The organism is Moraxella caprae DSM 19149, from assembly GCF_000426885.1.
GTDB lineage: Bacteria > Pseudomonadota > Gammaproteobacteria > Pseudomonadales > Moraxellaceae > Moraxella > Moraxella caprae.
In genome coordinates this window covers 58,949-83,314 of the sequence record NZ_AUGF01000010.1, presented here as the reverse complement: position 1 = coordinate 83,314, position 24,366 = coordinate 58,949, and the positions used below count along the sequence as shown (strand labels likewise).

Sequence of the window (24,366 nt, the reverse complement as noted above, 5' to 3'; positions counted from 1 at the left end):
TATTTGAGCATCATGACCACACATAACCTATCCTTAGATGAGCAAATCACGCTCGTAACCACCGCCTTGGACGACCTAAAAGCCAAAGAGATTACCGTGATGACGGTTGAACATTTGACCGAGATTGCCGAGCGTATCATCATCGCCAACGCCACCTCAAAACGCCATGTCAAAGCACTTGCCGACAAGCTTGGAGCCACTGCCAAAGAAGCAGGGCTTATGCCACTGGGGCGTGAAGGCGACAAAGACAGCGACTGGACGCTGGTGGACTTAGGGCGTATTGTCGTGCATATCATGACCCATGAGGCTCGTGAGTTTTATGACCTAGAAGGCTTATGGTCATCGCCAGAATCCCTACAAAAACTCGCCATGCAAAAGGCGTGATACACAAACAAAAGGGCGTGATTGCCCTTTTATGTTATGCGATAATACCACTCATGCCCTACCCCAAATCCAATCTCCATAAGGCTTGATAGTATCCGCCCTGTCAGCCCCCACACGATTTCGGGCGTACCGTCATCATCACAGTCATAGACCCATGCAGGGGTGTAGAGTTTGGCAGTTTTGTTGGGTAGTTCTCGTTCAAACACCCAATCCACAGGAGCGGTTTGTAGAACTTCAAAGGGCAGCCAAAACAGCCGTGCTATCTCATCTTCACTAGGCGTAAGTCTATCCACCACATCAGGCGGTATGCTTGCCACCACAGGACGGACAAGCAAGCCTTTTTTGGAGATTTGCATCGGCAAATACCCCAAAATCTCCACGTCCGCCCGATGTAGTCCCACTTCTTCGCACGCTTCACGCAAGGCGACATCTGCCGATGATATGTCCGTCTCATCACGCTTACCACCGACTAAGGACACTTCCCCTGCATGGCTACTAAGATGATTTGACCGCCTTGTCAAAAGTAGCTTTGGCACAGGTTCGTCTGTGATGACGATAAGCACGCACGCCTGCGGTAAGGGGCTTTCGTTTATCAGCTTATCATACCGCTTTATCGCCTGCTCACGCACAAGCCCTGTCAAAAGCTCATTGTTATCCGTAAAGGGCAAAATATCCGCCCCACGATACTGTGCTAAGGCTTGGGCGAGCGGATAAAAGCGGTGCAAATCTGGCACATTGACCGTTTGTTTGTCTATAAAATCATTTGTCATTTTACTCATTTTCATTTAAACTTGTGATATTTAGCTTATCATATCATTATGTCCTACTGCTTACAATGCGGTCAGCCCGCCACGCACGCCATACCAGACGGCGACACTCGTCCACGCCTAGTCTGCACGTCCTGCGGTTATATCCATTATGAAAATCCCAAGATGATTTGTGGGGTACTTGCCGTTCATCAAGGCAAAATCCTACTTTGTCGCCGAGCCATTGAGCCACGCTACGGACTGTGGACGCTCCCTGCTGGCTTTATGGAAAATGGCGAGACCATGGCGGACGGGGCAAAACGTGAAACGGTCGAAGAAGCGGACGGTGTGGCGGTTGATTTAAAGCTATACGCCTTGTTTGACGTGCCACATTGGGGGCAGATTCACGCCATGTATCTTGCCAATCTGCAAGATGGAGTGTTTGGCGTGGGTGCTGAGAGCCTAGAATGTCGGCTGTTTTATCCTGATGAGATTGACATGGAAAATCTCGCTTTTGAGACGGTACGCCAAACCATTGAACGGTATCTGGCGGATAAAGAACGCTTAGAAACATTGGGTAAAGATGGTGGGGATTTTGGTTGTTACCCACTTCATGAGGTGTGTTTGAATCCATAAGGTTTTAAATTTGTTTGTGGCGTAGGGGCGTGCTGAGCACGCCCAATTAAAGACCCCAACAAAAGGCGTGGAAAGCACGACCCTACAAATCCGAACACAAATTGAGTTCGGTTGGTACAAACCCGTAAATTAGGGTTTGGTTTTACCCCAAATCCCTCTCCAAAATCAACGCATCCACCGCCCCCCATTCATCTTTATAATAGCCTTTTCGTACATCAATTTGGTAAAAGCCCTGCCTTTCGTATAGGCGTATGGCAGAGGCATTGTCGGCTCGCACTTCAAGTAAAATTCGCTCCGCCCCCTTTTCCTTGCATAAATTTTCAAATTCATCAAGCAAACCTTTGCCCACGCCCTGCTTTTGAAAATCCATATCCGTAGCAATGCGTAACACTTCCGCCACCTCAAAGACGATTTGATACATCAAATAGCCCATGCACTCATCATCGTCATCACAAGCGACAAGCACCCCCGCCCCAAACTGCCCCAGCACCGAATGCACCGCCAAGCCGTCCCAAGCATCATCAAACAGCTCACGCTCCACCCGTGCAATGTCGGACAAATAGCCTGATGATTGGGCGGTGTCGGGCGTGGCAAAATTTAAAAAAACTGTCATAAAAGTTGCATGATTTCGTGGCTAAATATGTTATGATAACTCAAACATGAAGATTTAACCAATTTTTTATAAAGAGAAAATGTATGAAAAAAACACCAACGTGGAACGACCCCAACGCCACCGATGAAGCCAATAAATACCAAAATCCCATTCCCTCCCGCCTGCTTATCCTACAAACTGTCGCCCAAATGAACAATGACGGCAAACCTGCTACAGCGGAGAGTTTGGGACTGCATTTTGAGATTTTGGGCGATGATGAGCGATTTTTTGCCCTAACCAACCGCCTAAAAGCCATGCTAAGAGACAACCAACTAGAACGCACGGACGGCATTCATTTTAGCATTGCCCCCCTACCCACCACCGTAACAGGCAAGGTGTCGGCAAGTGCCAAAGGCTTTGGCTTTGTCGTGCTTGATGATATGCCCGACCTATTTATCCATGAAAAGCAGATGCGTGTGGTCTTTGACGGCGACACGGTAGAAGTGGTTGCCACCGAGTTTCGTGGCAAGCCCGAAGCCCGTATCCAAACCGTGCTACACCGTGCCAGTACCGAGTTTGTGGGCGTGCTTGATAGGGACGATGACGGCTATTTTGTCCAATTATCAGGAGCGAATGCTCATCAGCCCATTACGCTGACCGATGATGACGTGGCTCATCATGGGGCGAGCTTGGACGACAGCGTGAAAGTTGCTATCATTGATATGCCGACTTATCAAGAGTACGCCACAGGCAAGATTGGCGAGCTTTTGACCAATCTTAATGACCGTGAACTTATCATTGAAACGACCCTACTAAACCACGCCATACCGCATGAGTTTAGCAAAGCCACCCTAGAACAAGCCGACAGCTATGGCGAGCCAACCGAGACAGACTTTAAAGGGCGGGTGGATTTGCGAGATTTGCCACTTATCACGATAGACGGCGAAGATGCCCGAGATTTTGACGATGCGGTCTATGCCTGCAAACGCTCGGGCGGTAATTACCGTGTCGTGGTTGCCATTGCGGACGTGAGCCACTATGTAACACCCCAATCTCCGCTTGATGTGGACGCTTATGAGCGTGGCACGAGCGTGTATTTTCCCCACCGTGTCATCCCCATGCTCCCAGAGGTGCTGTCCAACGGCTTATGCTCGCTAAACCCCAAAGTCGACCGCCTCTGCATGGTGGCGGATATTAAGCTGTCTCGTGTGGGCAAGGTTACAGGCTATGAGTTCTACCCTGCGGTCATGCACTCACAGGCTCGCCTGACTTATAACCAAGTAAACGCCTATTTTGACGACCCCACGAACCAAACCCTGCCCGATGATTTGGTCAAAAATCCTGATGTCTGTAAATCGGTGGACACGCTTTTTGCCCTGTATCAAATCCTTGATAAAAAGCGTGAGGAACGAGGAGCGATGGCATTTGAGACTGCCGAAAGCTACATCGTCTTTGGCGAAGATGGCGACATCAAGGACATCAAAAAACGCACTCGTGGCGACGCCCATAAACTCATCGAGGAGATGATGCTCCTTGCCAATACCTGTGGGGCAAATTTTGCCTTAAAGCATGAGTTGCCAGCCTTGTATCGCAATCACGACAAGCCCTCTGATGAAAAGTCCGCCAAACTGTCCGAATACGTCAAATCGTTTGGATTGTCATTTCCCACCGAGTCGCCCACCCATGCTGATTATCAGCGTATCATCAAGGCAACCGAAGGGCGAGCAGATACCGAAAGCATTCATTCCATGCTCCTTCGCTCGATGATGCAAGCGAACTATAGCCCTGACAACATCGGGCATTTTGGCTTGGCGTATGATGAGTATAGCCACTTTACCAGCCCCATTCGCCGTTATCCTGACCTCATGCTTCACCGAGCCATTAAGGATAAAGTTACAGGCAACAAGCCCAAGCCTGCCATTTATAAAACCCTAGACGAGGCAGGCGAGCAAACCTCCACCACCGAACGCCGTGCCGAAGAAGCAAGTCGTCATGTAGAAACGTGGCTAAAATGCCATTATATGCAACGGCATTTGGGCGATGAGTTTGTGGGGACGATTACCACCGTAACGAGTTTTGGTTTGTTTGTTACGCTAAATGACTTGTTCATTGACGGACTGATTCACATCTCAAACCTATCTGCCGAGTACTATGAGTACAACGAGCGTGAACAAGCCTTGATTGGCGAGAAAGGCTCAATCTTTAAACTTGGCGAACAGCTTTTGATTAAGGTGGCTGGCGTGAATATGGACTTGTTGCAAGTGGATTTTGCGTTGGTTGAGAAAGTGGGGAATGAGAAGGTAGTTAAGAGTGCTAAGAAAAAGGCGAGCAGAAAGAAAAGCTGATTTATCCCACAAAAGGGCGATTATCCACCCCAGTAAAGACAAACAGTTCGTTATGGCAGTTTGTCTTTTTTATTATAATGATTTTTATTATTTAGCAAATCTTAATAAATTTTAATTCATATTTATCAATCACTTACACGACAGTAAATTCATTAAAATTTTTATGGATTTATTTAAAAAATGACTTGCATTTGCATTTCATGGGCGTATAATGGCTAAACTTGATAGAGATTAATTTATTTAACAATTGTATTTTGTTTTTAAATTAATTTATCTGTTTTATAATTATTAATAAATTATGGCATTTGTATTTTAGCCTCAATATCAGTTTCTAAAATATCATATGCAAAATAGTGGGGCATAAATAAATGCTAGATATCGCCAAATTTAATGAGATTTTAGATGAATTACACGCCGACTCTGCCGAGATTGAGGCATCAGCACTTATCACTGATGATGGTATGATGATGGCATCACACCTGCCCATGGGTGTGAACGAAGAGCGGATTAGTGCCATGAGTGCCGCTCTGCTGTCGGTCAGTGAACGCATGATTGACACGCTATCGGGCAATGAGAGCGAGCGTGTGATGGTGCAAAGCAAAGTGGGCTATGTCATCGTCAGTGCCGTGGCTGAGAGTCTATTATTGACAGTTGTCGCACGTCCTGATGCCAAGTTGGGCATGGTCTTTCACGACATCAAAAAAGCTTCTCAAGCTGTACAGGCTGTACTCAACAGCCAAGTAGCTTAAATCTAAAATCATTAAAACGGCAGATAATGCCGTTTTTTTAACTGCACGATTTACGAAGTCATGAAAACCCTTTACAATCATTCACTTATTTTTTAAAATAACCACTTATTCATTGATTAAATATTTATTGATTAGGGAAAAATCATGTTACCAAACCATCAGTCAATCACTCGCCAAGACATCGCTCACCTGTTTGATTTGCCACTCATGGATTTGCTCATGCAAGCCCAAAGCGTTCATCGTCAGCATTTTCGTGCCAACGAAGTCCAAATCAGCACATTGCTTTCTATCAAAACAGGCAACTGCCCTGAAGACTGTGGCTACTGCTCGCAGTCGGGACATTATCGTGATAAGACAGGGCTAACCGCCGAAAAACGCCTTGAAATCCAAAAGGTCTTGGCATCGGCAAAGCGTGCCAAAGCATCAGGCTCATCTCGCTTTTGTATGGGGGCAGCATGGAAGCACCCATCAGCCAAGGACATGCCGTATTTGGTGGAGCTTATCCGTGAAGTCAAAGCGTTAGGGCTTGAGACGTGCATGACTTTGGGTATGCTAAAACCCGACCAAGCCCAGACTTTGGCAGACGCAGGGCTTGATTATTATAATCACAACCTTGATACCTCTCGCAACTATTATGGCCAAGTAACCAGTACTCGCTCGTATGATGACCGCCTAGAGACACTTGAACACGTCCGAAACGCAGGGATAAATGTGTGCAGTGGCTCAATCGTGGGCATGGGCGAGAGCCGTGATGACAGGATAGACTGGATACATGAGCTGACCGCCATGCCCATACCGCCCCAGTCTATCCCTGTAAACCTACTCGTCCCCATCAAAGGCACGCCACTGGGCGATAAGGTGCTAGAAGAGGGCAGGTTGTCCGTCATTGAGTGGATACGCACGATTGCCATTACTCGCATTTGTTGTCCGACAAGCTACGTGCGACTGTCGGCAGGGCGTGAGAGCTTGACGGACGGTGAACAAGCGTTGGCGTTTATGGCAGGAGCGAACTCGTTCTTTTATGGTGATAAGCTACTGACCACAGGCAATCAGTCCCAAGCCAATGATGACCGCCTTATGGCAATGCTCGGGCTAACTGCCGAAAAACCCACCCCCAAACCCAAAATCGTGAACGCCATGACGGGCAAGGCAGAGTTTGACGACTTGCCACAAGGCTGTCCGTTGTCAGCTTGATAGCAAAACAATAACACACCCTTAAGCCCAATAAAATTTATGCTTGCTCTGTCATCATAAACATAAAAAGATATAAGTTTACAAAAGTCTTAAAGATTTGTTAAAATAGACATCTATTTTTATCAATTTATTGGATAAGTCATGAAAAAAATCACGCTTTCTTTTGCCTTATGTGCAGGGCTATTTGGATGCACCGATAAGCCTGCCGAGACACCCACCCCAGCCGACAGCCAGCCGACAGCCACCACCGCCCCTGCCGAAAGACCAAGCAAACTACCTAATGATGCCCCTGTGGTAAAGGTTGTGACTTCAGGGGTTCTACCACCCTTAACTTTTTTAAACGAAAATGGCAACCTAACTGGCATAGACGTGGACATCATTCACGCCATCGGAGAAGACCAAGGCTTTAAGGTGGAGCTACACAAAGAAAGATTTATTGACATGCTTCCCAATCTAGAAGCAGGTAAATATCAAGTTGTCATTAGTGGCTTATCTCCATCACCTGAACGTATTGCTAAATTCGATCACACCAATGCTTACTTGCAAAACCCATCCATCATCATGCACAAGCCCAACGTTGCGGTAACAGACATCGCAAGCCTAAAACCGTTGCGTGTGGCAACCATGAAAGATACCACGCAAGAAAAACTCATTAACGAGTTATCTGTTGCATCACACGAAACCGTGGATACAGTATTTCAACTGTATCAAGGTTTGGTTCAAGACAAATATGATGCGGTATTGCAAGACAAATACTTCTTAGAATATATCACTCTTAATTATCCCGATCATCAGATGAGCGTGGTAGAGTATGATAAAACCCCGAACGCAGCAGACATTGTCATCTACACCCAAAAAGGCGACCAAGAACTGCTAGATAAGCTCAACGCAGGCATTAATAACCTGCAAAACTCAGGGGAGATGGATAAAATCACGTCAAAATATCTGACCCTGCCTACCGCCAAATAAGCAATTAAAGCAAATCGGTACTGACAAATAATTGGCATTGGCAGATAACCCATCAAAGACCAAGCAAGCATAAATCAAAAAACACTTGTAATTGTTGTAATATTTTGTTACACTTGACAAGTGTTTTTACTTTGAAAGCAACTCAGGGAGTAATAATGAAAAAATCCGCTTTTGCCAAATACTCAGCACTTGCCCTAATGGTTGGGATGTGCCTGCACACCGCTTACGCCAAAGAGTTTAGCCAAGTCATCATTTTTGGGGACAGCTTGTCCGACACAGGTCGCCTAAAAGATATGGTCGCCCGAAAAGATGGCACCCTTGGCAACGCCTTACAGCCATCTTTTACCACCAACCCCGACCCTGTATGGTCAAGCTTATTTGCCCAAAGTTATGGCAAAACCGCCAGTCCCAACACGCCCGACAACCCCACTGGCACTAACTATGCCGTGGGCGGAGCTCGCTCTGGCTCGGAGGTCAATTGGAATGGTTTTGTGAATGTACCCTCCACCAAAACGCAAATCACCGACCATTTGACCGCCACAGGTGGCAAAGCCGACCCTAATGCCCTGTATGCCATTTGGATTGGCTCTAATGACTTAATTTCAGCTTCTCAAGCCACCACAACAGCCGAAGCCCAAAACGCCATTAAAGGTGCGGTAACTCGCACCGTGATAGACATCGAAACACTCAATCAAGCAGGGGCGACAACCATTTTGGTGCCAAATGTGCCTGATTTGAGCCTCACACCCCGAGCCATCTATGGCGAAAGCCTCATGGCAGGCGTGCAAGACAAAGCCAAACTCGCCTCAAGTCTGTATAATAGCGGTCTGTTTGGAGCATTAAACCAATCCACCGCCAACGTCATCCCTGCCAACACCTTTGCCCTACTCCAAGAAGCGACCGCAAATAAAGAAGCCTTTGGTTTTAAAAACACGCAAGGCGTGGCGTGTCAAATGCCTGCTCGTACCACAGGGGCGGATGATGTGGCTTCCACCTCTTTGGCATGTACTAAAGCCAATCTTATAGAAAACGGGGCAAATGACACCCATGCCTTTGCCGATGACATTCACCCATCGGGACGCACTCACCGTATTTTGGCACAGTATTACCGCTCCATCATGGACGCCCCTACTCACATGGGTAAACTCTCAGGCGAACTTGTCAAAACAGGCTCTGCCCACGACCGCCAAACGTATCGTCAGCTTGACAAATTGGGTAATTCACACAGCATTTGGGCAAGCGTCCATGCCAGCGACCGTACCGACCCCACCACCCAAATCGGCTTGGACGTGGCGGGTTCATCAAGCCATACAGGGGCGTATCTGACTCACCAAAACCAAGATTATGCTCTGGATGACACCCTATCATCGGATGTCAAAACCATTGGCATGGGGGTGTATCATCGTCATGACATCGGCAATGTCCGCCTAAAAAGCGTGGCAGGGATAGACCGACTTAGCGTGGATACGCACCGCCATATCGACTGGGAGGGGGCAAGGCGTTCGCACACCGCAGATACCACCGCCAGACGTTTTCATGCAGGGCTACAAGCCAGCTATGGCATAGACATGGGCAAAGCCACTGTGCGTCCGCTTATCGGCGTACATGCCCAAAAAGTCAAAGTAAATGACATGACCGAGAGCGAACCGACTTTATCCACCGCCATGCGTTTTGGCGAGCAAGAACAAAAGTCTCTGCAAGGCGAGATTGGCGTCGATGTGGCTTATCCGATTAGCCCCGCTTTGACTCTGACGGGCGGTATCGCTCACGCTCATGAGTTTAACGATGATGAACGCACCATTAATGCCACTTTGACCTCCATTCGTGAATACACGAAGGGCTTTAATACAAGCGTTATCACCGACAAATCTCACGCCACCACCGCTCATCTGGGCGTACAAGGGCAACTTGGCAAGGCAAACGTTCATGCAGGGATTCACGCCACCCACCAAGACAGCGATACAGACGTGGGTGGTTCGCTTGGGGTTCGCTTGATGTTTTGATTGGCTTTTAAAGATAAAAAGTGGTATCATGCCACTTTTTATTTTGCCAAAAATCTATGTTTGAGTACATCAAAGCCTTTCACATCATCGCCATGGTTTGCTGGTTTGCAGGGATTTTTTATTTGCCACGGCTGTTTGTTTATCACGCCATGAGCGATGATAAGATTAGCCAAGAGCGGTTTGCTATCATGGAGCGAAAGCTCTACCGTGGCATCATGAATCCTGCGATGATGGCAACGTGGGTACTGGGGCTGTCTATGGTCATCATGAATTGGCAAATCTACAAAACCCAAGGTTGGCTACACGCCAAAATCACGCTCGTTATCCTACTTACCATCTATCACATCGCTTGCGGACGATTTCGCCTTCGCCTTGCCGACAACCCCAAACTAAAAACCCACGTCTATTGGCGGTGGTTTAACGAAATCCCTGTCTTTATCTTAATTGCGGTGGTCATTTTGGTGGTGGTAAAGCCGTTTTGATAAAACAAGGGCGGTCATGAGTGACATGGAAAAAACATAATGTTATATTATTTCATATTACTGATACCAAACTGTAAGAAACTACCACCAAATGATAACTTGACCACCCATTAAAATAAGCGTACACTGGCTGTGTATTCATCCATTATTAGCCAGCCATGACCGCCACCGCCCTTGACCTTGCCCATGCTTATGCCACAGGTAATACCTGTCCCATCAAGGTATTAGACACGCTGTATGAGCATATCGATGACGCCCCCAATGCGTTCATCAGCTTAACCAAAGAGCTTGCCTACGCCCAAGCCCAGTCCGCCAAAATCCGTTGGCAACGGGGCAATCCCTTATCCATATTTGACGGCATACCCATCGCCTACAAAGACTTGTTTGACATCAAGCACACCATCACAACCGCAGGAGCAAAGCTTAGAATGCACGCCCCACCTGCCACGCAGGACGCTCAAGTTGTCTCAACCTTGCACCATATGGGCTTGACTTGTGTGGGCAAGACCAATCTGTCCGAATTTGCCTATTCAGGATTGGGGCTAAACCCTCATTTTGGCACCCCGACCAATGTTACCAATCCTGACCACGTGGCAGGAGGCTCATCATCAGGGTCGGCAACGGTGGTCGGGCATGGCATTGTCCCGCTTGCCATGGGGACGGATACCGCAGGCTCGATTCGCATTCCTGCCAGTTTTAATGGCTTGGTGGGATTTCGTGCCAGTCGTCAGCGTTATGACAAGCAAGGCGTATTCCCCCTAGCCGATTCACTAGACACCCTAGGTCCTATCGCTCATGACGTCATAGACTGCCTACTCATCGATGAGCTACTTCATCATCAGCCTTGTCTAGACTGGCTTAATGATAACCATCCCACACGCCTTGCCCAATCTCACGCCTTGCCCACACTCGTGTTTGACCCTGCCATCGTTGCCTTGGCAGATGATGACGTGCAGGCGTGTTTTCATGAGTGGGTGCAGACACTGACAAAGGCAGGCTTTTATATCAGGGCAGAGACCATCACGGCACTGCATGACACACTCGCCTGTATCAATGAGCAGTGGCTTGGTTCTGCCGAAGCCTATACTCTGCACGAAGAGCTACTGCATAGCCCCCAAGCCGATGAGCTAGACAGACGGGTCAGAACCCGACTCATGCTTGCCAAAGACATCAAAGCCAGCACCCAAATCCGCCTATATGCTCGCCGAACCGTTTATCAGCAGGCTCTCATGCATAAGCTTGGCAATCGCCTGCTCATCATGCCGACCGTCCGCCATACCGCCCCTTCGCTTGCCAAGCTAGAAGCCGATGATGACTATTTTGCTCACATCAATGCCCAGACTCTAAACTTTACCATGATTGGTAGCTTTTTAGACATGCCGACCCTAAGCCTGCCCATTGGCACGGACGCTCAGGGCTTGCCCATTGGGGCTTCTGTGGCGGGGGTAACAGGAAGCGACCGACAGGTACTCATGTCAGGACAGGTGATACAGATGTATTTGTCTTAAAAGATTTTTACGCCCCATTCTAAGTTTTGTATAAATGATTGATTTATCAAGGGCAATTCGCCTCTACAATCCGAAAAATAATCATTGAAAAATAATCATTGAAAAATCAATAAGTTGTAAATTTAAGTTGGGATTGAAGCTTTTATGATTGGTAATATTTTTTAATCACCACAAATCAAACCCCAAATGATGTCATGTCAATAAATTTTAACCGCAGGATAACCTGCATTTTCTAAGGAGCTGTTATGGCAAAAGAAATCTTTGTATCCATCGGCGTTGATGTTGACGCCGTGGCAGGCTGGCTTGGTTCGTATGGCGGTGAAGACTCGCCAGATGACATCTCTCGTGGGCTGTTCGCTGGCGAAGTGGGTACGCCTCGCCTGCTTGATTTGTTTGACAAAGAAGGCTTGACGACCTCATGGTTTATCCCTGGTCACTCGGTCGAAACTTTTCCCAAACAAATGCAAATGGTCGCTGACGCAGGGCATGAGATTGGCATTCATGGATACAGCCACGAAAACCCCATCGCCATGACTCGTGAGCAGGAACAAGCGGTATTGGACAAATCCTTTGCCCTGATTACCGAGCTAGCTGGCAAAGCCCCGACAGGCTATGTCGCCCCGTGGTGGGAGTTTAGCCCTGTTACCAATGAGCTGTTGCTTGAAAAAGGTATTAAATACGACCACAGCCTCATGCACAACGACTTTACGCCTTATTATGTGCGTGTGGGTGATAGCTGGACGAAGATTGATTATAGTCAGCACCCCGATACATGGATGAAACCTTTGGTGCGTGGGCAAGAGACGGATTTGATTGAGATTCCTGCCAACTGGTATTTGGACGATTTGCCCCCGATGATGTTCATCAAAAAATCACCAAACTCACACGGCTTTGTTAATCCACGCCATCTAGAAGAGATGTGGCGAGACCAGTTTGATTGGGTGTATCGTGAGATGGATTATGCTGTTTTCCCCATCACCATCCACCCTGATGTGTCGGGACGTCCACAGGTGCTACTCATGCTTGAACGCTTGATTAAGCATTTTAAAGCCCATGACGGCGTTAAGTTTGTCACGATGAACCAAATCGCTGATGACTTTGCCAAACGTTGCCCCCGTCAAAAATAGCAATTTTGACAACCGCCAGTTAAGTACCAATTTGTGGGTGCAAGCCTAGCAAAGCGGTACTTAACTTTTCTACCACCCCATCATCACGAGAATACCCATGTGCGGACTTTGCGGACTCATCGAAGAACAAAGCGACTGGACGGCAAGCCTGTCCGAGTTGCCACGTCGCCAAGAGCGTTATCGCAGGCTCAAACTCATCAACGCCCTTGCCAAGCCCCATCGCATACAAATATCCGATGTTCATGGTGTCAATTATCTGGTGCAGACCCCAACAGGCAAACAAGCCATGGCAAATGGGCTGGGCGAGCTGTGGGGGCAGATTCACACACTAACAGGCAGACCCATTGATGTGTTAGACGAGCGGTTCTTGCATGCTTTGGAAACCCAGTCATGAACAAAATCCCCATTCATATCGTTACAGGATTTTTGGGCAGTGGCAAAACCACCTTTATCCAGCACATCCTAAAAAACGACCAAAACGCCAAAACCCTAGTACTCATCAATGAGTTTGGCGAAGTGGGACTGGATGATTTGCTGGTCAAACCCATCAATGACAGCACCTACCTGCTACCATCGGGCTGTATGTGCTGTACCGTGCTGACCGATGTCAAAGACACCTTGTTGTCCGTGCTTGATTTGAACAAAGACAGCCTTGTCTTTGATAAGATTCTCATCGAGACCACGGGGCTTGCCAACCCTGCGTCCATCTTATCCACCCTAAGCCAAGACATGCACCTAAAAGGGCGATTTACCCTGCATGGCATGACCACCATCATCGACACTCAGCACGCCCCTACCCAAGCGACCACCGCCCCCGAATGGCTACCACAAGTCATCGCCTGTCAGCAGTATGTGCTGTCAAAGACCGATTTGTGTCAAGCAGATGACATGGCAACCACCCAAGCACTCATGCACAAGGTCAATCCTGACGCCATCCAAGTACAGGCAGATGACTTTATTAACATGCAGGCGTTATTTGCCAAGACCTTTGATGTCCTGCCCAGACCCACGTTTTTTCTCAAAAACGAGCAGGACACCCACGCCCACGCCCAAAGCCTTGTCCTGACCTTTGACACACCCATCGATTGGCTTGCCTTTGGGCTGTGGCTTAGCCTGCTACTTGACCAATATGGCGAACACATCCTGCGCCTAAAAGGGGTGCTACACCTACAAGGCATTGACAAACCCATGCTACTCCAAGGCGTTCAGCACTGTCTATACCCACCCGAACACCTGTCAGCCTCCGTTTGGCAGGATGATGTGTCTCGTCTTGTCATGATAGTGCGTGGGCTTGACGCGTCAGACATTGAGCGTTCAGCAAAGACGGTATTGAGGTATTTAAATACGCATTGATTGCTTGTTACAAAAATGAATAAAAATTACTTTTATTTATAACAAAAGTCCTGCAAAATTACCACAAACAACAGGTCATTTGGTATTGATTAAATTGGGGCATGCCTACCCTTTATAACACTATTTACACCCAAGAAACTTTAAAATTACTGGGGCATGCCCACCTTTTGTATTTTTTCTTTAAACTGCCATAGATTTCTCATACAATTCTCATTTCTGATAAATTACAGCTAACAAAATTGAATTTTACTGCACAAACCGTTCGCCACAAGCTTGCCTGCGGGTCGGTTTCGTCATGGTTCGACTTAGCTCACCACGAACGAAAAACCGTGGTACTTTTTCATTTTGTAGAGTGTATATAAATCATTTGGGTTAATTCTTGCTAATAAATCAATATTTAATTTATTATTTAAGTGCTATTTGGTGCTTTTATTTAGTATTTTTTTAAAAAAAATTGTTATTTTAAATATAAATAAAAATTATATTAAATTCTATTGGTTTGACAATCATTAATATCATTTATGAATTCATCATAATTATGAGCCTGTCATGAATTCATGTTATTAATTCTTAATAAATTTTAAGATAAAGCAAGCATCAATCATCCTTTGTCTTGATTAGACCATTCCAGTTCTAATGCTGTTTTATATTAAAAACCAACAAAATGTAAAGGTAGTAGTCTAAAAAGTATGCCAAACTAGGTTTTCCGTTCGCTCTGAGCCTGCCTGCGGGTAGGAAAACCGTTATGGACAGGCATAGCTCCACGAACGGTTTTCTTTGTAGCATACTTTTTGAACCAGAGCCAATGTAAAAATATATATTTTTAAAATAAAACCAAAATTTAACGTGAGATTCTTGGCGTATTACAAAAAATTATCTTAAAAGTGTTTTCATTTCATTTTATTTTTGTTAATATAAGTCATCCAAAACGATTATAACGTATTTTTTTGGACATCAGTGTTTTATAATTAAATAAATTTAATTAATTAAATGCCAATTTGTTAGATATTATAAAATATTATTTAGCACTTCATTATTTATTTTTGATTTCAATCACAAATAAATAATGAAGTTATTAATGGCTTAAAATTTTTTTATATCATCAAAAAGAACATAGATTTGATGCATCTTTAAACAAATTTAGCGTGACAAGGACAAACCTATGCGATTAGACAACTTTTCCACGACTACGCCACAGGGTTATGATATTGGCCATGAAAGCGGACTTGATGTTGAGAATATCTTTGATGTCATAGAATCCAAATCAAGCAATCATCGCCCATTTTTACGCAACGACAAAGGCGTGATTACCATTGACTTTGGCGACCCCATCATGGACCCAGAAAGCAATCAAAGCTCACAAAGCCTGACAGGGACGATCAGAACTGAACCACCATCACCTCGCCAACGTTTTCGACAGATTGATCTTGATTTGTCCGATCAGAACATTAGTGATATCAAAGCCCTATCCAACCTTACCCAATTTACGCAAATCAATCTTAGCTATAATCAAATCCGTGATATCGAGCCTTTGGGCAAATTACAACAAGTTACCGACCTGCGCCTAAACCACAACCAAATCAAAGACATTTCTATTTTCGCTCGCCTGCCAAGATTGGAGCTAATTAACATTGAAAATAATGAAGTAACAGACATTTCTGCCATCTCTCAGCTTGGCAGATTAAAAACAGTAGTGCTCTCCGACAATCACATCAAAGACATCTCGCCCTTAGCGAAGCTGTTTTTGGTGTCATACTTATATCTGAACAATAATGAGATTAGTGACATCTCTGCACTCAAACAAGTGGGCTGCTTGGCGTATTTTAACACGCTGGATTTGTCCTACAATCAAATATCAAACATCAGTGTATTGGCTAATTTGACAGAACTGCGTTCGCTGAGCCTAAGACGCAACCAAATTAGCGACATCTCTGCTTTGTCAGAGCTAACCAATCTTACCGAAGCTTATCTGAGCTATAACCAAATCAGCGACATTCGTCCATTAGCAAATTTGAAAAACTTGCTTTGGCTTAGTTTAAAGGGCAACCCTGTAAATGTCAATGACATAGCATGGCTCCAAGAACAACTGCCCGAGTGTAACATTTGCTTTGATGATGATTGTTGTGATTGACCCATTTATCATTGAACGATTGACATTAAAAACACGCTGGTATACATTAGGCGTGTTTTTTTTATTTTTAGGATAAGTTATGAAAGCCGTATTTTTAGACCGTGCCACCTTCTCGGACAATGTCGCCTTGCCTGCCCCAGACGGCATTGACGATTATACCGTGTATGACAGCACGCCCCAAGACGATGATATTATCGTGGAGCGGTGCGTTCATGCCGACATTATCATCACCAACAAAGTTATCTTAAACCGTGCCGTCATTGACCGCTTGCCCAATCTCAAACTTATCCAGCTCACCGCCACAGGCATGAACAACGTGGATATGACCGCTTGTGATGAGCGTGGCATTGCCGTCAAAAATGTCGCAGGTTACTCGGTGGACAGCGTGCCTGAACACACCTTTATGCTGATGCTCACCGCCATGCGTGCAGGGGTGCATTACCACAGACAAGCCACGGACGGCACATGGCAAGCGGACGGGCGGTTTTGTTTGCTTGATACGCCCATTTTTGATTTGGCAGGGCGGACGCTGGGCATTGTCGGCAAAGGGGCAATCGGACAAAAGGTTGAACAAATCGCCACCGCTTTTGGCATGACCGTGCTATATGCCGAACGAGCAGGAAAACCGCCAAGAGACGACAGCTATACCGCCTTTGATGACGTGCTGGCACGTTCGGACGTGATTAGCTTGCATTGCCCATTGACAGACGATACGCACCACTTAATCAATGATAAAACAATTGGCAAAATGAGCAAAACCCCACTCATCATTAATGTCGCTCGTGGGGCGGTTGTGGATAGCGGGGCGGTTGTGCGGGCGTTGGCGAATGACCGTATTTTGGGTTATGCCACCGATGTATTTGAACAGGAACCGCCTCCTGCTGATGAACCACTACTTGCCCTAAAAGACCACCCACGAGTGTTTTTTACACCACATAATGCATGGGGTAGCGAAAATGCTCAAAATCGGCTGTGGGCGATATTATGTGAGCGTGTGAGTGGGTTTACAAAAAACCGATAAATGTTTTATGCTTAAATTAGATGGAATTTGATTTAAATTTCATCTAATTTTAATTCTCATTTAGTTAGCCATAAACCAACATTGCCCAAAAAATGATTTTTAAATATGATTAAAAATCGTTCAAAAACAATACAATATCCCATGATAAAATATAAATAACTGTTAAAAAATGGATGATGATTCATGTATTATTTGTAAGTAATAGACTTTTATTTTACCAAATCATGATGATTGTTTTCTATTATTGTTAACAGCACCGTTCTTTATCAATCTCACCAATCCTGCCAATGCAAAAACACCCCACATCAACAATATTGGAGATAAGCCTATGACAGCCAAAATCAAAATAAAACCAAACGCTTGATAATCAAAACTTTTCTTTCTTTCTAGTGTTTCTTTACTTTTTTGATAATCAACCACCATTTTGCCATTGGCTTCTAAGGTTACCAGTTGTCTTGTATTGTCTTTATGCCATAAAAAATCTGGCTGAATATAATAACCAATCTTGACAAGTTGGTTTCTATATTCATCAGGAAACTTATTTCCAAAACAGGGATCTTTTCTGCCGTGATTATAATGACAATAATATTCTTGTCCTGTTGCTGTATCAAGGCTTTTGGTTAAAATGATTGTTGGATAATATCTACAATCATTCTTCTTGCAAAAATAGACATCTTTTCTACTTTTAAGATAACCTGTTTCATAACTCAATTCATGCTCACTTGGAAAGCCCCTGCCCACACTCCATTGAGCAACCGCCAACATATAAACAATATGTATTGAAATAAAAATTATGGGAATAACAACAAATAATCTCATGAACCATTTTAAGATTTTTGCCTCCATCGCAATTGCTCCTAAAACGGCACTTCACTTTCCCAATCGAGCCAAGCCCCATGCGTGGGGTGTTTTAGGCGAAGTTTGTGGGCGTGTAGATTGAGACGTGGGGCAAGCTCTAAGGCGGTATTTTCAGCATAAATCGGGTCGCCAATCATCACATGACCGATATGTACGCAGTGGACTCGTAGCTGATGACTTCTGCCTGTGATGGGACGCAGAGCCAGACGGGTTACGGCATGAGCCTTGCCTGTCTTGTCGGTGCGTAGCTCGTGGTGCATGACTTCATAATGTGTCAAGGCTCGCTTACTCCAATTCATGTCCACGATATGGCGGGGCTTGGTGGTCGGCTCGTAGCGGACAGGCACGTCAATCACGCTTTTTTTGCCTGCTTGCTCTATCGTGCCAAACACCACCGCTTGATACTCTTTGCTGACCATGCGGTCAATAAACTGCTTGGCAATGTGGCTTTGGCTGTGTTCATTTTTGGCAAAAATAATCAGCCCTGATGTATCCATGTCAAGGCGATGGATGAGTTTGATATTGGGGTAAACCTTTAATAGCCGTGATTGCAAACTCACCTTCAAGATGCGTCCGTCCACACTAAGAAGTCCAGCTGGCTTATCCCCCACCCAAATGTCATCATCTTCATAGACGGTGATTGAGCAGATAAAATTTTTAAAAAATTCATCATCATACTCACGCTCTTGGGCGTTCATTAGGGCAATTTTGTCATCGGATAGGCGGTCGTGGCGGTCGGTCATGGGTTTTGATAGTTTAATGATTTGGATTAATGGGGCGAATTGATGATTTTTGTAAATTTAATCATCATTTGGCAAAAAGTTTGTTATTATAGCATGAAGTTTTGGGGATATTGTGATGATTTGATTTGCCCTAATCCACCGATTAATAGGACTTATCATCACACACTTGAAAGCCATCAAAGCGCCCCCATTATACACACATTCACTTATTTACAAAGGTAATACCCATGAGCATTATTAACACCACCGATGCAAGCTTCGACCAAGACGTACTACAAGCCAACAAGCCCGTTCTCGTGGACTTTTGGGCAACGTGGTGCGGTCCTTGTAAAGCCATTGCTCCTGTCCTAGAAGACCTAGATGCAGAATATGGCGACAAATTCCAAATCGTCAAAGTCAATGTGGACGACAACCCAGAGACATCAGCACGCTTTGGCATTCGTAGCATTCCAACTTTGTTCGTCTTCAAAAATGGCGAGAAAGTCGATACTGTGGTTGGTAGCCGTCCTAAATCAGAGTTTGTTGAATTGCTAAATAAACATCTATAATGTCAAACACACCCAAAAAGCCTGCCCTTGTGCAGGTTTTTTGTTTTTTGCATAAAAAAACAAGCCATGACCATCATGACTTGTTTTTGTGACTTAACTTATATCACAGCCTTATCAAAGCCTTAGCCCCTTTTTTAGGGGTAACCGCTCGGCAAGTTCTAACAATGCCTTTTGGTACACGCCCCGTTTAAACGGCACAACCTGCCCCAAAGGATACCAGTAACTCACCCACGCCCATTCGTCAAACTCAGGGGTTGCAGTGTCAAAGCGGATAAAGTCGGTGTTTTTTTCATCTAAGCGTAGCAAAAACCATTTTTGTTTTTGCCCGATACAGAGTGGTTCTTGCCCCAGTCGCACATAACGCTTAGGCAGGCGGTAACGAAGCCAATCATGTGTTACCCCCAGCACTTCCACGTGGTGCGGACATAAGCCCACTTCTTCATACAATTCACGGTACATCGCATCAAACGGTGTTTCACCCCTGTCAATCCCACCTTGTGGAAATTGCCAGCTGTCGTGTCCGATTCGTTTTGTCCAAAGCACTTGCCCTTCTGTATTTGCCAAGATGATACCGACATTGGCTCGAAAGCCGTCTGAATCAATCATGACTAACCTTAATGTAATAAATTTAAAGAACGCCAAAATTTTGGCAAATTATTGCTGTCTATTAAACCAAATTTTTGCCAAAAAGTGTAACATTATTTTGCTTAAAAATGTTGCAAATGGTAAATAATGGCAATAAATGCCGATTTTGGGCGTATTTGTTGGCAAAATTACCCCCATTCATCATCGTCATTGTTGCCAAAATGCACAAAAACCAAACCCAACCTTTAACGCTCAAAAATTTACCGCTTTGTCATTTTGTGCTACAATACCCATTATGTTTAGGGCGTGCCTGCCTTTTGTATTTGCAATGAAAAATGAGAAAAATCGCACGTTTTTCAAGGAAAAAACTTGAGGTTGATAGTTATTCTATCAGACAAGTTTTTGACTTCGAGCCACAAGATTTAGCCATTTTTCATGCAAAAATTGGTTGAAATTGTCAAGTTCTCATCTTATTTTATAAAAATGTTATCAATGGTAGGCACGCCCTAATTATGTTTATTAAAATTTATCAAAAAAGGTAATCCCATGAGCGACATGAGTGCCAGTGTAACATGGCTAAATAACGAAGCGATTAATTTTGAGACCGTGAGCGGTTCGGGACATAAAGTCATCATTGACTCAGCCCAAGAGCTTGGGGCAAGACCGATGGAGCTTATCCTAATGGGGTTGGGCGGTTGTGCCAGTTATGATGTGGTGAGCATTTTAAAAAAATCCCGCCAAGCCATTAACGATGTTCGCTGTGAAGTGTCCGCCCGCCGTGCCGACAGCGTGCCTGCGGTATTTACCGACATTCATCTGCATTTTATCGTCGCAGGCGAGAACATCAAAGAATCGCAAGTCGCCAAAGCCATTGAACTGTCAGCAGATAAATACTGCTCAGCATCAAAAATGCTCGCCGATGGCGGGGTGAACATCACCCATGATTTTGAGATTGTGGCGACAGCGTAGACATGAACTGGATTTTGCACGTGCCGAACGGCACGCATTATGCGATTGTGGCGCTCATGGTCGCTTGCGTGTTGCCCTTTGTCTTTGCGTTTTTGGCAAAGATGGCTGGCGGATTTGACTTTAAAAGCGACAACCACAACCCACGAGCGTTCCTAGCACAGACCACAGGGCTATCGGCTCGCCTAAATGCCGTGCAAGCCAATAGCTTTGAGAGTCTGCCTATCTTTATCGGGGCGGTGCTGGTCGCCATGTACTGTTTTGTCCCCCAAAACGTGGTGAATGGCATGGCGTGGCATATGCCATGAATCTGGCGACATTTCGCTCGGTGGTGTGGGGTTTGTCGCTGGTTTGCTGTTTGCAGTTATTTTATTTTGCCATAAAGATGATTTGGTGAAAAGCCTGTCCTGTGGATGGGTTTTTGCTTTTGGTGTGAGTGTTTTGTTGTTGTGATTTAAAATGGTTGTTTTGATGGATTAAGATTGGGCATGATAGATAAACATGATAGATAAATGATGTTTTGGTAAGGTTTTTCATATTTAAAATCCACAAAAACCAAATTAACCACATTAACAAAGGCAAAATTTACCCACCGATTTTTATATCCCTGTTAATAACCATTTAATCATCATAAATAAATTTTAAAACCACGCCTTACATTTATTTAAAACTAGGACTTTATCATGGCGGTTAATTTTTCAAACACACTCATCGTGGCAATCTCAGCGACGGCATTATTTGACCTAAAAGAGCATGATGAGATGTTAAAACGCTTTTTGGCAGAAGACAAAGCCACCGCATCTGCTCGGTTTAGCGACTACATGAAATCGGTCGAAAACGAGCCATTACAAAAAGGGACAGGCTACCCACTCATCGAAGCCCTGCTAAACCTAAACAAATACCAACCGCCCAAAGACTACCACGATGAGTCGCCTTTTGTCGAAGTCGTCATCGTCTCAAAATCCACCCCCGACCTAGGCATACAAGTGCTAAACGCCATACGCACGCATGGTTTGGGCATTACTCGCTCGGCATTCATCTCGGGGGCGAGTGTGGCGGATTATATTGATGATTTTGATGTGGATTTGTTTTTGACGACCAACGTCGATGATGCCCAAGCCGTCACCGATGCTCGCCTGTGTGCCTGTGCGGTGCTGGATGCCACGCCTGTGGAGATATTGGAGCTGGACACCGAACAGCTTCGCATTGCCTTTGATGGGGATGCGGTGCTGTTTGACGACTCAGGCGAGCTGGTGTTCAAACAAGAGGGGCTACAAGCCTTTCATCATCGCGAAGAGAGCATGACGGATTTACCCATCGACAAAGGTCCTTATGCCGACTTTTTAATCAAGCTCTCCGCCCTACAAAAGAGCCTGCCCCACGACACCCTAGACAGCACCCACAATCCGATTCGTATCGCCCTTGTGACCGCTCGTAACGCCCCTGCCGACATGCGTGCCATTAAGACATTAAGAGAATGGGGTGTGGATGTGGATTTGGCGTTTTTCTTGGGCGGTATTGAAAAAACAAGGGTATTAAAAACATTTGCTCCGCATATCTTTTTTGATGATTCTATTAAGCATATTGACGCCGCCAAATCGGTTGTGCCGTCTGCCTTAGTGCCTTATCATTCCACGTCTTTACTTAATGAATACCACAGTCCTGATAAGGCGGTCATTGATAATATCGATCATGCCCAATTTGTCAAAACTGATAAAAAAGTGTTAAAAAACTCCAAAAAGGCGAATAAATGATTTGTATTTTTAAAATAAAATGTGTTAATATAATCACACGATAAAAATCAGCGTTTTTATCTTTTTAAATAGCGATATTTTAAATTTATTTTTAATAAACCTAAAATATCCCAACTGGCACCACCAATAATCATCGGATGTATTGATGTATGCACATTGATGGATTTACCTTTGATTATTCTCACGGTTATTTTAAAGAGGAAATACCATGTCTAATGTAAATATTGACGCACTTAGCGTAGAACAGCTAGAAGCACTTACCAAAGATGCCCAAGCCAAAATCAAGCAAAAGCAAGCCCAAGGTCTAAAAGATGCTTACTTGCAATTTAAACAAATCGCCAAAGAAAACGGCACCACCATCGATGAGATTCTAAAAGTAGGCAAAAAAGCTCACAAAGAAGCATCTGTTGCTTACCGTGACCCACAAAACCCAAAAAACGTTTGGGCAGGTCGTGGTCGTAAGCCAGGTTGGTTAGAAGAAGCCCTAGCCAAAGGCAAAAAACTAGAAGACTACAAAGTAAACTAAGCAGTAAAACAAGGTAAGAGATTATCACCTTGACTGCAAATAGATAAGTCAGGATATCTTATTCTGACTTATTTTTAATTAAGATAATGGCAATACAATGCACAAATAAAAGCGACGGCATGCCAAAAGACAAACCGAAAAAGTAAACCCATTTAGTGAAAATATCGTCACGCTAAATATGTGAATTTAACCGTTTATTTAAAACAAATTTATTGAATCAAATCATTATTTTTAAACATCAAAAGTTGAGTAACCATCATGGCAAGTGTTAATAAAGTAATTATCGTTGGTCGTTTGGGTCAAGATCCAGAAGTACGTCAATTCCAAAATGGCGGTAGCCTGACCAGTATTAACGTGGCGACTTCTGACCGCTGGACAGACAAAAACACAGGCGAGCAAAAAGAGCAGACCGAATGGCACCGTATCAGCCTATTTAACCGCCTAGGCGAGATTGCCGCCCAGTACCTACGCAAAGGGTCACTCGTGTATATCGAAGGCAGTCTGCACACTAGGAAATACACTGACCAACAAGGCATAGAGCGTTATAGCACCGAAGTACGAGCCAATCAAATGCAAATGCTTGACAGACGTGACAACAATGGCGGCGGCGACTGGCAGGGCAATCAGGGCTACAACAACCGCAACTTTGGCGGTGGCTACAACAACCAACAAAATAACCAATGGGGTAACGGGGGCGGTTATCAGGGCAATAACGGCTTTGGTAGCAATGCACCGCAACAAGGTGGCTATCAAAACGGCTTTAATAACCAGTCCCAAAATGGCTTTGGGCAAAACACCCCAAGTTACCAAAATAACAACCCCAATCAAGGCTTCGGTCAAGCCCCACAGCACGCCAATCAAGGCATGAACCAAAATGCCAATCAGGGCGGTCAAGACAATAACGCCCCCGCTCAAAATGGAGCCAATCCATTCATGGGCGACAAACCCGCCCCCAAAGCGGTAACCCCGCCATCAGCCAGTGGCGTGGCAGACGATGACATGCCTTTTTAATTATATTTATTGACAATAAAACGGTGGCTGTGGTCGCCGTTTTTTATGTGCTTTTTATGCTCTTTTGTATGGCACGATAAATTTGATTGAAAATTTTACCTTTTTAGGTCATAATTTGTTACAATATCATCATTA

The 24,366-nt window shown here is 45.0% G+C and carries 24 protein-coding genes and 1 pseudogene; 20 read left to right on the top strand and 5 right to left on the bottom strand.

Features of this window, described 5'->3' with window-relative positions:
* Positions 1–12: 12 nt before the first annotated feature.
* Positions 13–384: a ribosome silencing factor gene (gene rsfS, locus K941_RS0104565; protein ID WP_029102683.1), complete on the top strand. Its 372-nt coding sequence runs from the start codon at positions 13–15 to the stop codon at positions 382–384.
* Positions 385–413: 29 nt separating this feature from the next.
* Here rsfS and K941_RS14715 read toward each other — a convergent pair whose 3' ends face one another.
* A complete protein-coding gene (locus K941_RS14715) occupies positions 414–1,154 on the bottom strand; it encodes an NUDIX hydrolase (protein ID WP_228130360.1) in 741 nt (246 codons plus the stop codon).
* Positions 1,155–1,202: 48 nt separating this feature from the next.
* Here K941_RS14715 and K941_RS0104555 point away from each other — a divergent pair, with 48 nt between their 5' ends.
* Positions 1,203–1,766, top strand: coding sequence for an NUDIX hydrolase (locus K941_RS0104555; RefSeq protein ID WP_029102682.1), 564 nt, complete (start codon positions 1,203–1,205; stop codon positions 1,764–1,766).
* Positions 1,767–1,908: 142 nt separating this feature from the next.
* Here K941_RS0104555 and rimI read toward each other — a convergent pair whose 3' ends face one another.
* Positions 1,909–2,379: a ribosomal protein S18-alanine N-acetyltransferase gene (gene rimI / locus K941_RS0104550; protein WP_029102681.1), complete on the bottom strand. Its 471-nt coding sequence runs from the start codon at positions 2,377–2,379 to the stop codon at positions 1,909–1,911.
* Positions 2,380–2,462: 83 nt separating this feature from the next.
* Here rimI and rnr point away from each other — a divergent pair, with 83 nt between their 5' ends.
* The 12 genes from rnr (at position 2,463) to K941_RS0104490 (ending at position 17,240) form a co-directional block, all read left to right on the top strand.
* Positions 2,463–4,703: a ribonuclease R gene (gene rnr, locus K941_RS14710; protein WP_051225875.1), complete on the top strand. Its 2,241-nt coding sequence runs from the start codon at positions 2,463–2,465 to the stop codon at positions 4,701–4,703.
* A 368-nt stretch (positions 4,704–5,071) separates the two neighbouring features.
* A complete protein-coding gene (locus K941_RS0104540) occupies positions 5,072–5,452 on the top strand; it encodes a roadblock/LC7 domain-containing protein (RefSeq protein ID WP_029102680.1) in 381 nt (126 codons plus the stop codon).
* Positions 5,453–5,596: 144 nt separating this feature from the next.
* Positions 5,597–6,646: a biotin synthase BioB gene (gene bioB, locus K941_RS0104535; RefSeq protein ID WP_036387466.1), complete on the top strand. Its 1,050-nt coding sequence runs from the start codon at positions 5,597–5,599 to the stop codon at positions 6,644–6,646.
* 141 nt (positions 6,647–6,787) lie between these two features.
* Positions 6,788–7,615, top strand: a complete 828-nt coding sequence (locus tag K941_RS0104530; RefSeq protein ID WP_029102678.1) for a substrate-binding periplasmic protein — start codon at positions 6,788–6,790, stop codon at positions 7,613–7,615.
* Between the two features lie 155 nt (positions 7,616–7,770).
* Positions 7,771–9,618, top strand: coding sequence for an autotransporter domain-containing protein (locus K941_RS0104525; protein ID WP_051225874.1), 1,848 nt, complete (start codon positions 7,771–7,773; stop codon positions 9,616–9,618).
* A gap of 56 nt (positions 9,619–9,674) precedes the next feature.
* A complete protein-coding gene (gene hemJ / locus K941_RS0104520) occupies positions 9,675–10,100 on the top strand; it encodes a protoporphyrinogen oxidase HemJ (RefSeq protein ID WP_029102676.1) in 426 nt (141 codons plus the stop codon).
* A 158-nt stretch (positions 10,101–10,258) separates the two neighbouring features.
* A complete protein-coding gene (locus K941_RS0104515; RefSeq protein ID WP_029102675.1) occupies positions 10,259–11,608 on the top strand; it encodes an amidase family protein in 1,350 nt (449 codons plus the stop codon).
* 245 nt (positions 11,609–11,853) lie between these two features.
* The gene (locus K941_RS0104510; RefSeq protein ID WP_029102674.1) at positions 11,854–12,735 is read left to right on the top strand and encodes a polysaccharide deacetylase family protein; all 882 of its coding nucleotides are present in this window, start codon (positions 11,854–11,856) and stop codon (positions 12,733–12,735) included.
* Positions 12,736–12,832: 97 nt separating this feature from the next.
* Positions 12,833–13,129 (top strand): hypothetical protein, encoded by a 297-nt coding sequence (locus K941_RS0104505; RefSeq protein WP_029102673.1) that lies wholly within the window; start codon positions 12,833–12,835, stop codon positions 13,127–13,129.
* The gene (locus K941_RS0104500) at positions 13,126–14,088 is read left to right on the top strand and encodes a CobW family GTP-binding protein (RefSeq protein WP_029102672.1); all 963 of its coding nucleotides are present in this window, start codon (positions 13,126–13,128) and stop codon (positions 14,086–14,088) included. Before K941_RS0104505 ends, K941_RS0104500 begins: the two co-directional genes overlap by 4 nt.
* A gap of 1,162 nt (positions 14,089–15,250) precedes the next feature.
* Complete coding sequence (locus tag K941_RS14705; protein WP_051225873.1) at positions 15,251–16,219, top strand: leucine-rich repeat domain-containing protein; 969 nt, start codon at positions 15,251–15,253, stop codon at positions 16,217–16,219.
* Positions 16,220–16,298: 79 nt separating this feature from the next.
* Complete coding sequence (locus K941_RS0104490) at positions 16,299–17,240, top strand: D-2-hydroxyacid dehydrogenase (protein WP_029102671.1); 942 nt, start codon at positions 16,299–16,301, stop codon at positions 17,238–17,240.
* A 222-nt stretch (positions 17,241–17,462) separates the two neighbouring features.
* Here the strand turns inward: K941_RS0104490 and K941_RS0104485 are convergent, their stop codons facing one another.
* Both K941_RS0104485 and K941_RS0104480 read right to left on the bottom strand, forming a co-directional pair.
* Positions 17,463–18,086 carry a hypothetical protein gene (locus K941_RS0104485; RefSeq protein ID WP_029102670.1) on the bottom strand — a complete coding sequence of 208 codons (624 nt, stop codon included), beginning with the start codon at positions 18,084–18,086 and terminating at the stop codon, positions 17,463–17,465.
* Positions 18,087–18,097: 11 nt separating this feature from the next.
* Complete coding sequence (locus K941_RS0104480; protein WP_029102669.1) at positions 18,098–18,841, bottom strand: RluA family pseudouridine synthase; 744 nt, start codon at positions 18,839–18,841, stop codon at positions 18,098–18,100.
* Positions 18,842–19,062: 221 nt separating this feature from the next.
* Here K941_RS0104480 and trxA point away from each other — a divergent pair, with 221 nt between their 5' ends.
* Positions 19,063–19,389: a thioredoxin gene (trxA, locus tag K941_RS0104475; RefSeq protein ID WP_208854358.1), complete on the top strand. Its 327-nt coding sequence runs from the start codon at positions 19,063–19,065 to the stop codon at positions 19,387–19,389.
* Positions 19,390–19,503: 114 nt separating this feature from the next.
* On the opposite strand, the gene K941_RS0104465 is transcribed toward trxA, so the two are convergent.
* Complete coding sequence (locus K941_RS0104465; protein ID WP_029102667.1) at positions 19,504–19,995, bottom strand: RNA pyrophosphohydrolase; 492 nt, start codon at positions 19,993–19,995, stop codon at positions 19,504–19,506.
* Positions 19,996–20,529: 534 nt separating this feature from the next.
* On the opposite strand from K941_RS0104465, the gene K941_RS0104445 reads away from it, so the two are divergent.
* The 5 genes and pseudogenes from K941_RS0104445 to K941_RS0104420 all read left to right on the top strand — a co-directional run bounded on the left by K941_RS0104445 (position 20,530) and on the right by K941_RS0104420 (position 24,231).
* Positions 20,530–20,943, top strand: a complete 414-nt coding sequence (locus K941_RS0104445) for an OsmC family protein (RefSeq protein WP_029102665.1) — start codon at positions 20,530–20,532, stop codon at positions 20,941–20,943.
* A 2-nt stretch (positions 20,944–20,945) separates the two neighbouring features.
* A pseudogene (locus tag K941_RS14700) lies at positions 20,946–21,337 on the top strand (MAPEG family protein).
* Between the two features lie 286 nt (positions 21,338–21,623).
* A complete protein-coding gene (locus tag K941_RS0104430) occupies positions 21,624–22,694 on the top strand; it encodes a 5'-nucleotidase (RefSeq protein ID WP_029102663.1) in 1,071 nt (356 codons plus the stop codon).
* A 208-nt stretch (positions 22,695–22,902) separates the two neighbouring features.
* The gene (locus K941_RS0104425; RefSeq protein WP_029102662.1) at positions 22,903–23,220 is read left to right on the top strand and encodes an H-NS histone family protein; all 318 of its coding nucleotides are present in this window, start codon (positions 22,903–22,905) and stop codon (positions 23,218–23,220) included.
* Between the two features lie 258 nt (positions 23,221–23,478).
* Positions 23,479–24,231: a single-stranded DNA-binding protein gene (locus K941_RS0104420; protein ID WP_029102661.1), complete on the top strand. Its 753-nt coding sequence runs from the start codon at positions 23,479–23,481 to the stop codon at positions 24,229–24,231.
* Positions 24,232–24,366 lie beyond the last annotated feature (135 nt).

What these genes read in the sequence shown, in the direction of transcription:
- rsfS (WP_029102683.1), top strand. Translation starts at nt 13, where the DNA reads ATGACCACACATAACCTATCCTTAGATGAGCAAATCACGCTCGTAACC.
- K941_RS14715 (WP_228130360.1), bottom strand. Translation starts at nt 1,154, where the DNA reads ATGACAAATGATTTTATAGACAAACAAACGGTCAATGTGCCAGATTTG.
- K941_RS0104555 (WP_029102682.1), top strand. Translation starts at nt 1,203, where the DNA reads ATGTCCTACTGCTTACAATGCGGTCAGCCCGCCACGCACGCCATACCA.
- rimI (WP_029102681.1), bottom strand. Translation starts at nt 2,379, where the DNA reads ATGACAGTTTTTTTAAATTTTGCCACGCCCGACACCGCCCAATCATCA.
- rnr (WP_051225875.1), top strand. Translation starts at nt 2,463, where the DNA reads ATGAAAAAAACACCAACGTGGAACGACCCCAACGCCACCGATGAAGCC.
- K941_RS0104540 (WP_029102680.1), top strand. Translation starts at nt 5,072, where the DNA reads ATGCTAGATATCGCCAAATTTAATGAGATTTTAGATGAATTACACGCC.
- bioB (WP_036387466.1), top strand. Translation starts at nt 5,597, where the DNA reads ATGTTACCAAACCATCAGTCAATCACTCGCCAAGACATCGCTCACCTG.
- K941_RS0104530 (WP_029102678.1), top strand. Translation starts at nt 6,788, where the DNA reads ATGAAAAAAATCACGCTTTCTTTTGCCTTATGTGCAGGGCTATTTGGA.
- K941_RS0104525 (WP_051225874.1), top strand. Translation starts at nt 7,771, where the DNA reads ATGAAAAAATCCGCTTTTGCCAAATACTCAGCACTTGCCCTAATGGTT.
- hemJ (WP_029102676.1), top strand. Translation starts at nt 9,675, where the DNA reads ATGTTTGAGTACATCAAAGCCTTTCACATCATCGCCATGGTTTGCTGG.
- K941_RS0104515 (WP_029102675.1), top strand. Translation starts at nt 10,259, where the DNA reads ATGACCGCCACCGCCCTTGACCTTGCCCATGCTTATGCCACAGGTAAT.
- K941_RS0104510 (WP_029102674.1), top strand. Translation starts at nt 11,854, where the DNA reads ATGGCAAAAGAAATCTTTGTATCCATCGGCGTTGATGTTGACGCCGTG.
- K941_RS0104505 (WP_029102673.1), top strand. Translation starts at nt 12,833, where the DNA reads ATGTGCGGACTTTGCGGACTCATCGAAGAACAAAGCGACTGGACGGCA.
- K941_RS0104500 (WP_029102672.1), top strand. Translation starts at nt 13,126, where the DNA reads ATGAACAAAATCCCCATTCATATCGTTACAGGATTTTTGGGCAGTGGC.
- K941_RS14705 (WP_051225873.1), top strand. Translation starts at nt 15,251, where the DNA reads ATGCGATTAGACAACTTTTCCACGACTACGCCACAGGGTTATGATATT.
- K941_RS0104490 (WP_029102671.1), top strand. Translation starts at nt 16,299, where the DNA reads ATGAAAGCCGTATTTTTAGACCGTGCCACCTTCTCGGACAATGTCGCC.
- K941_RS0104485 (WP_029102670.1), bottom strand. Translation starts at nt 18,086, where the DNA reads ATGGAGGCAAAAATCTTAAAATGGTTCATGAGATTATTTGTTGTTATT.
- K941_RS0104480 (WP_029102669.1), bottom strand. Translation starts at nt 18,841, where the DNA reads ATGACCGACCGCCACGACCGCCTATCCGATGACAAAATTGCCCTAATG.
- K941_RS0104465 (WP_029102667.1), bottom strand. Translation starts at nt 19,995, where the DNA reads ATGATTGATTCAGACGGCTTTCGAGCCAATGTCGGTATCATCTTGGCA.
- K941_RS0104445 (WP_029102665.1), top strand. Translation starts at nt 20,530, where the DNA reads ATGAGTGCCAGTGTAACATGGCTAAATAACGAAGCGATTAATTTTGAG.
- K941_RS0104430 (WP_029102663.1), top strand. Translation starts at nt 21,624, where the DNA reads ATGGCGGTTAATTTTTCAAACACACTCATCGTGGCAATCTCAGCGACG.
- K941_RS0104425 (WP_029102662.1), top strand. Translation starts at nt 22,903, where the DNA reads ATGTCTAATGTAAATATTGACGCACTTAGCGTAGAACAGCTAGAAGCA.
- K941_RS0104420 (WP_029102661.1), top strand. Translation starts at nt 23,479, where the DNA reads ATGGCAAGTGTTAATAAAGTAATTATCGTTGGTCGTTTGGGTCAAGAT.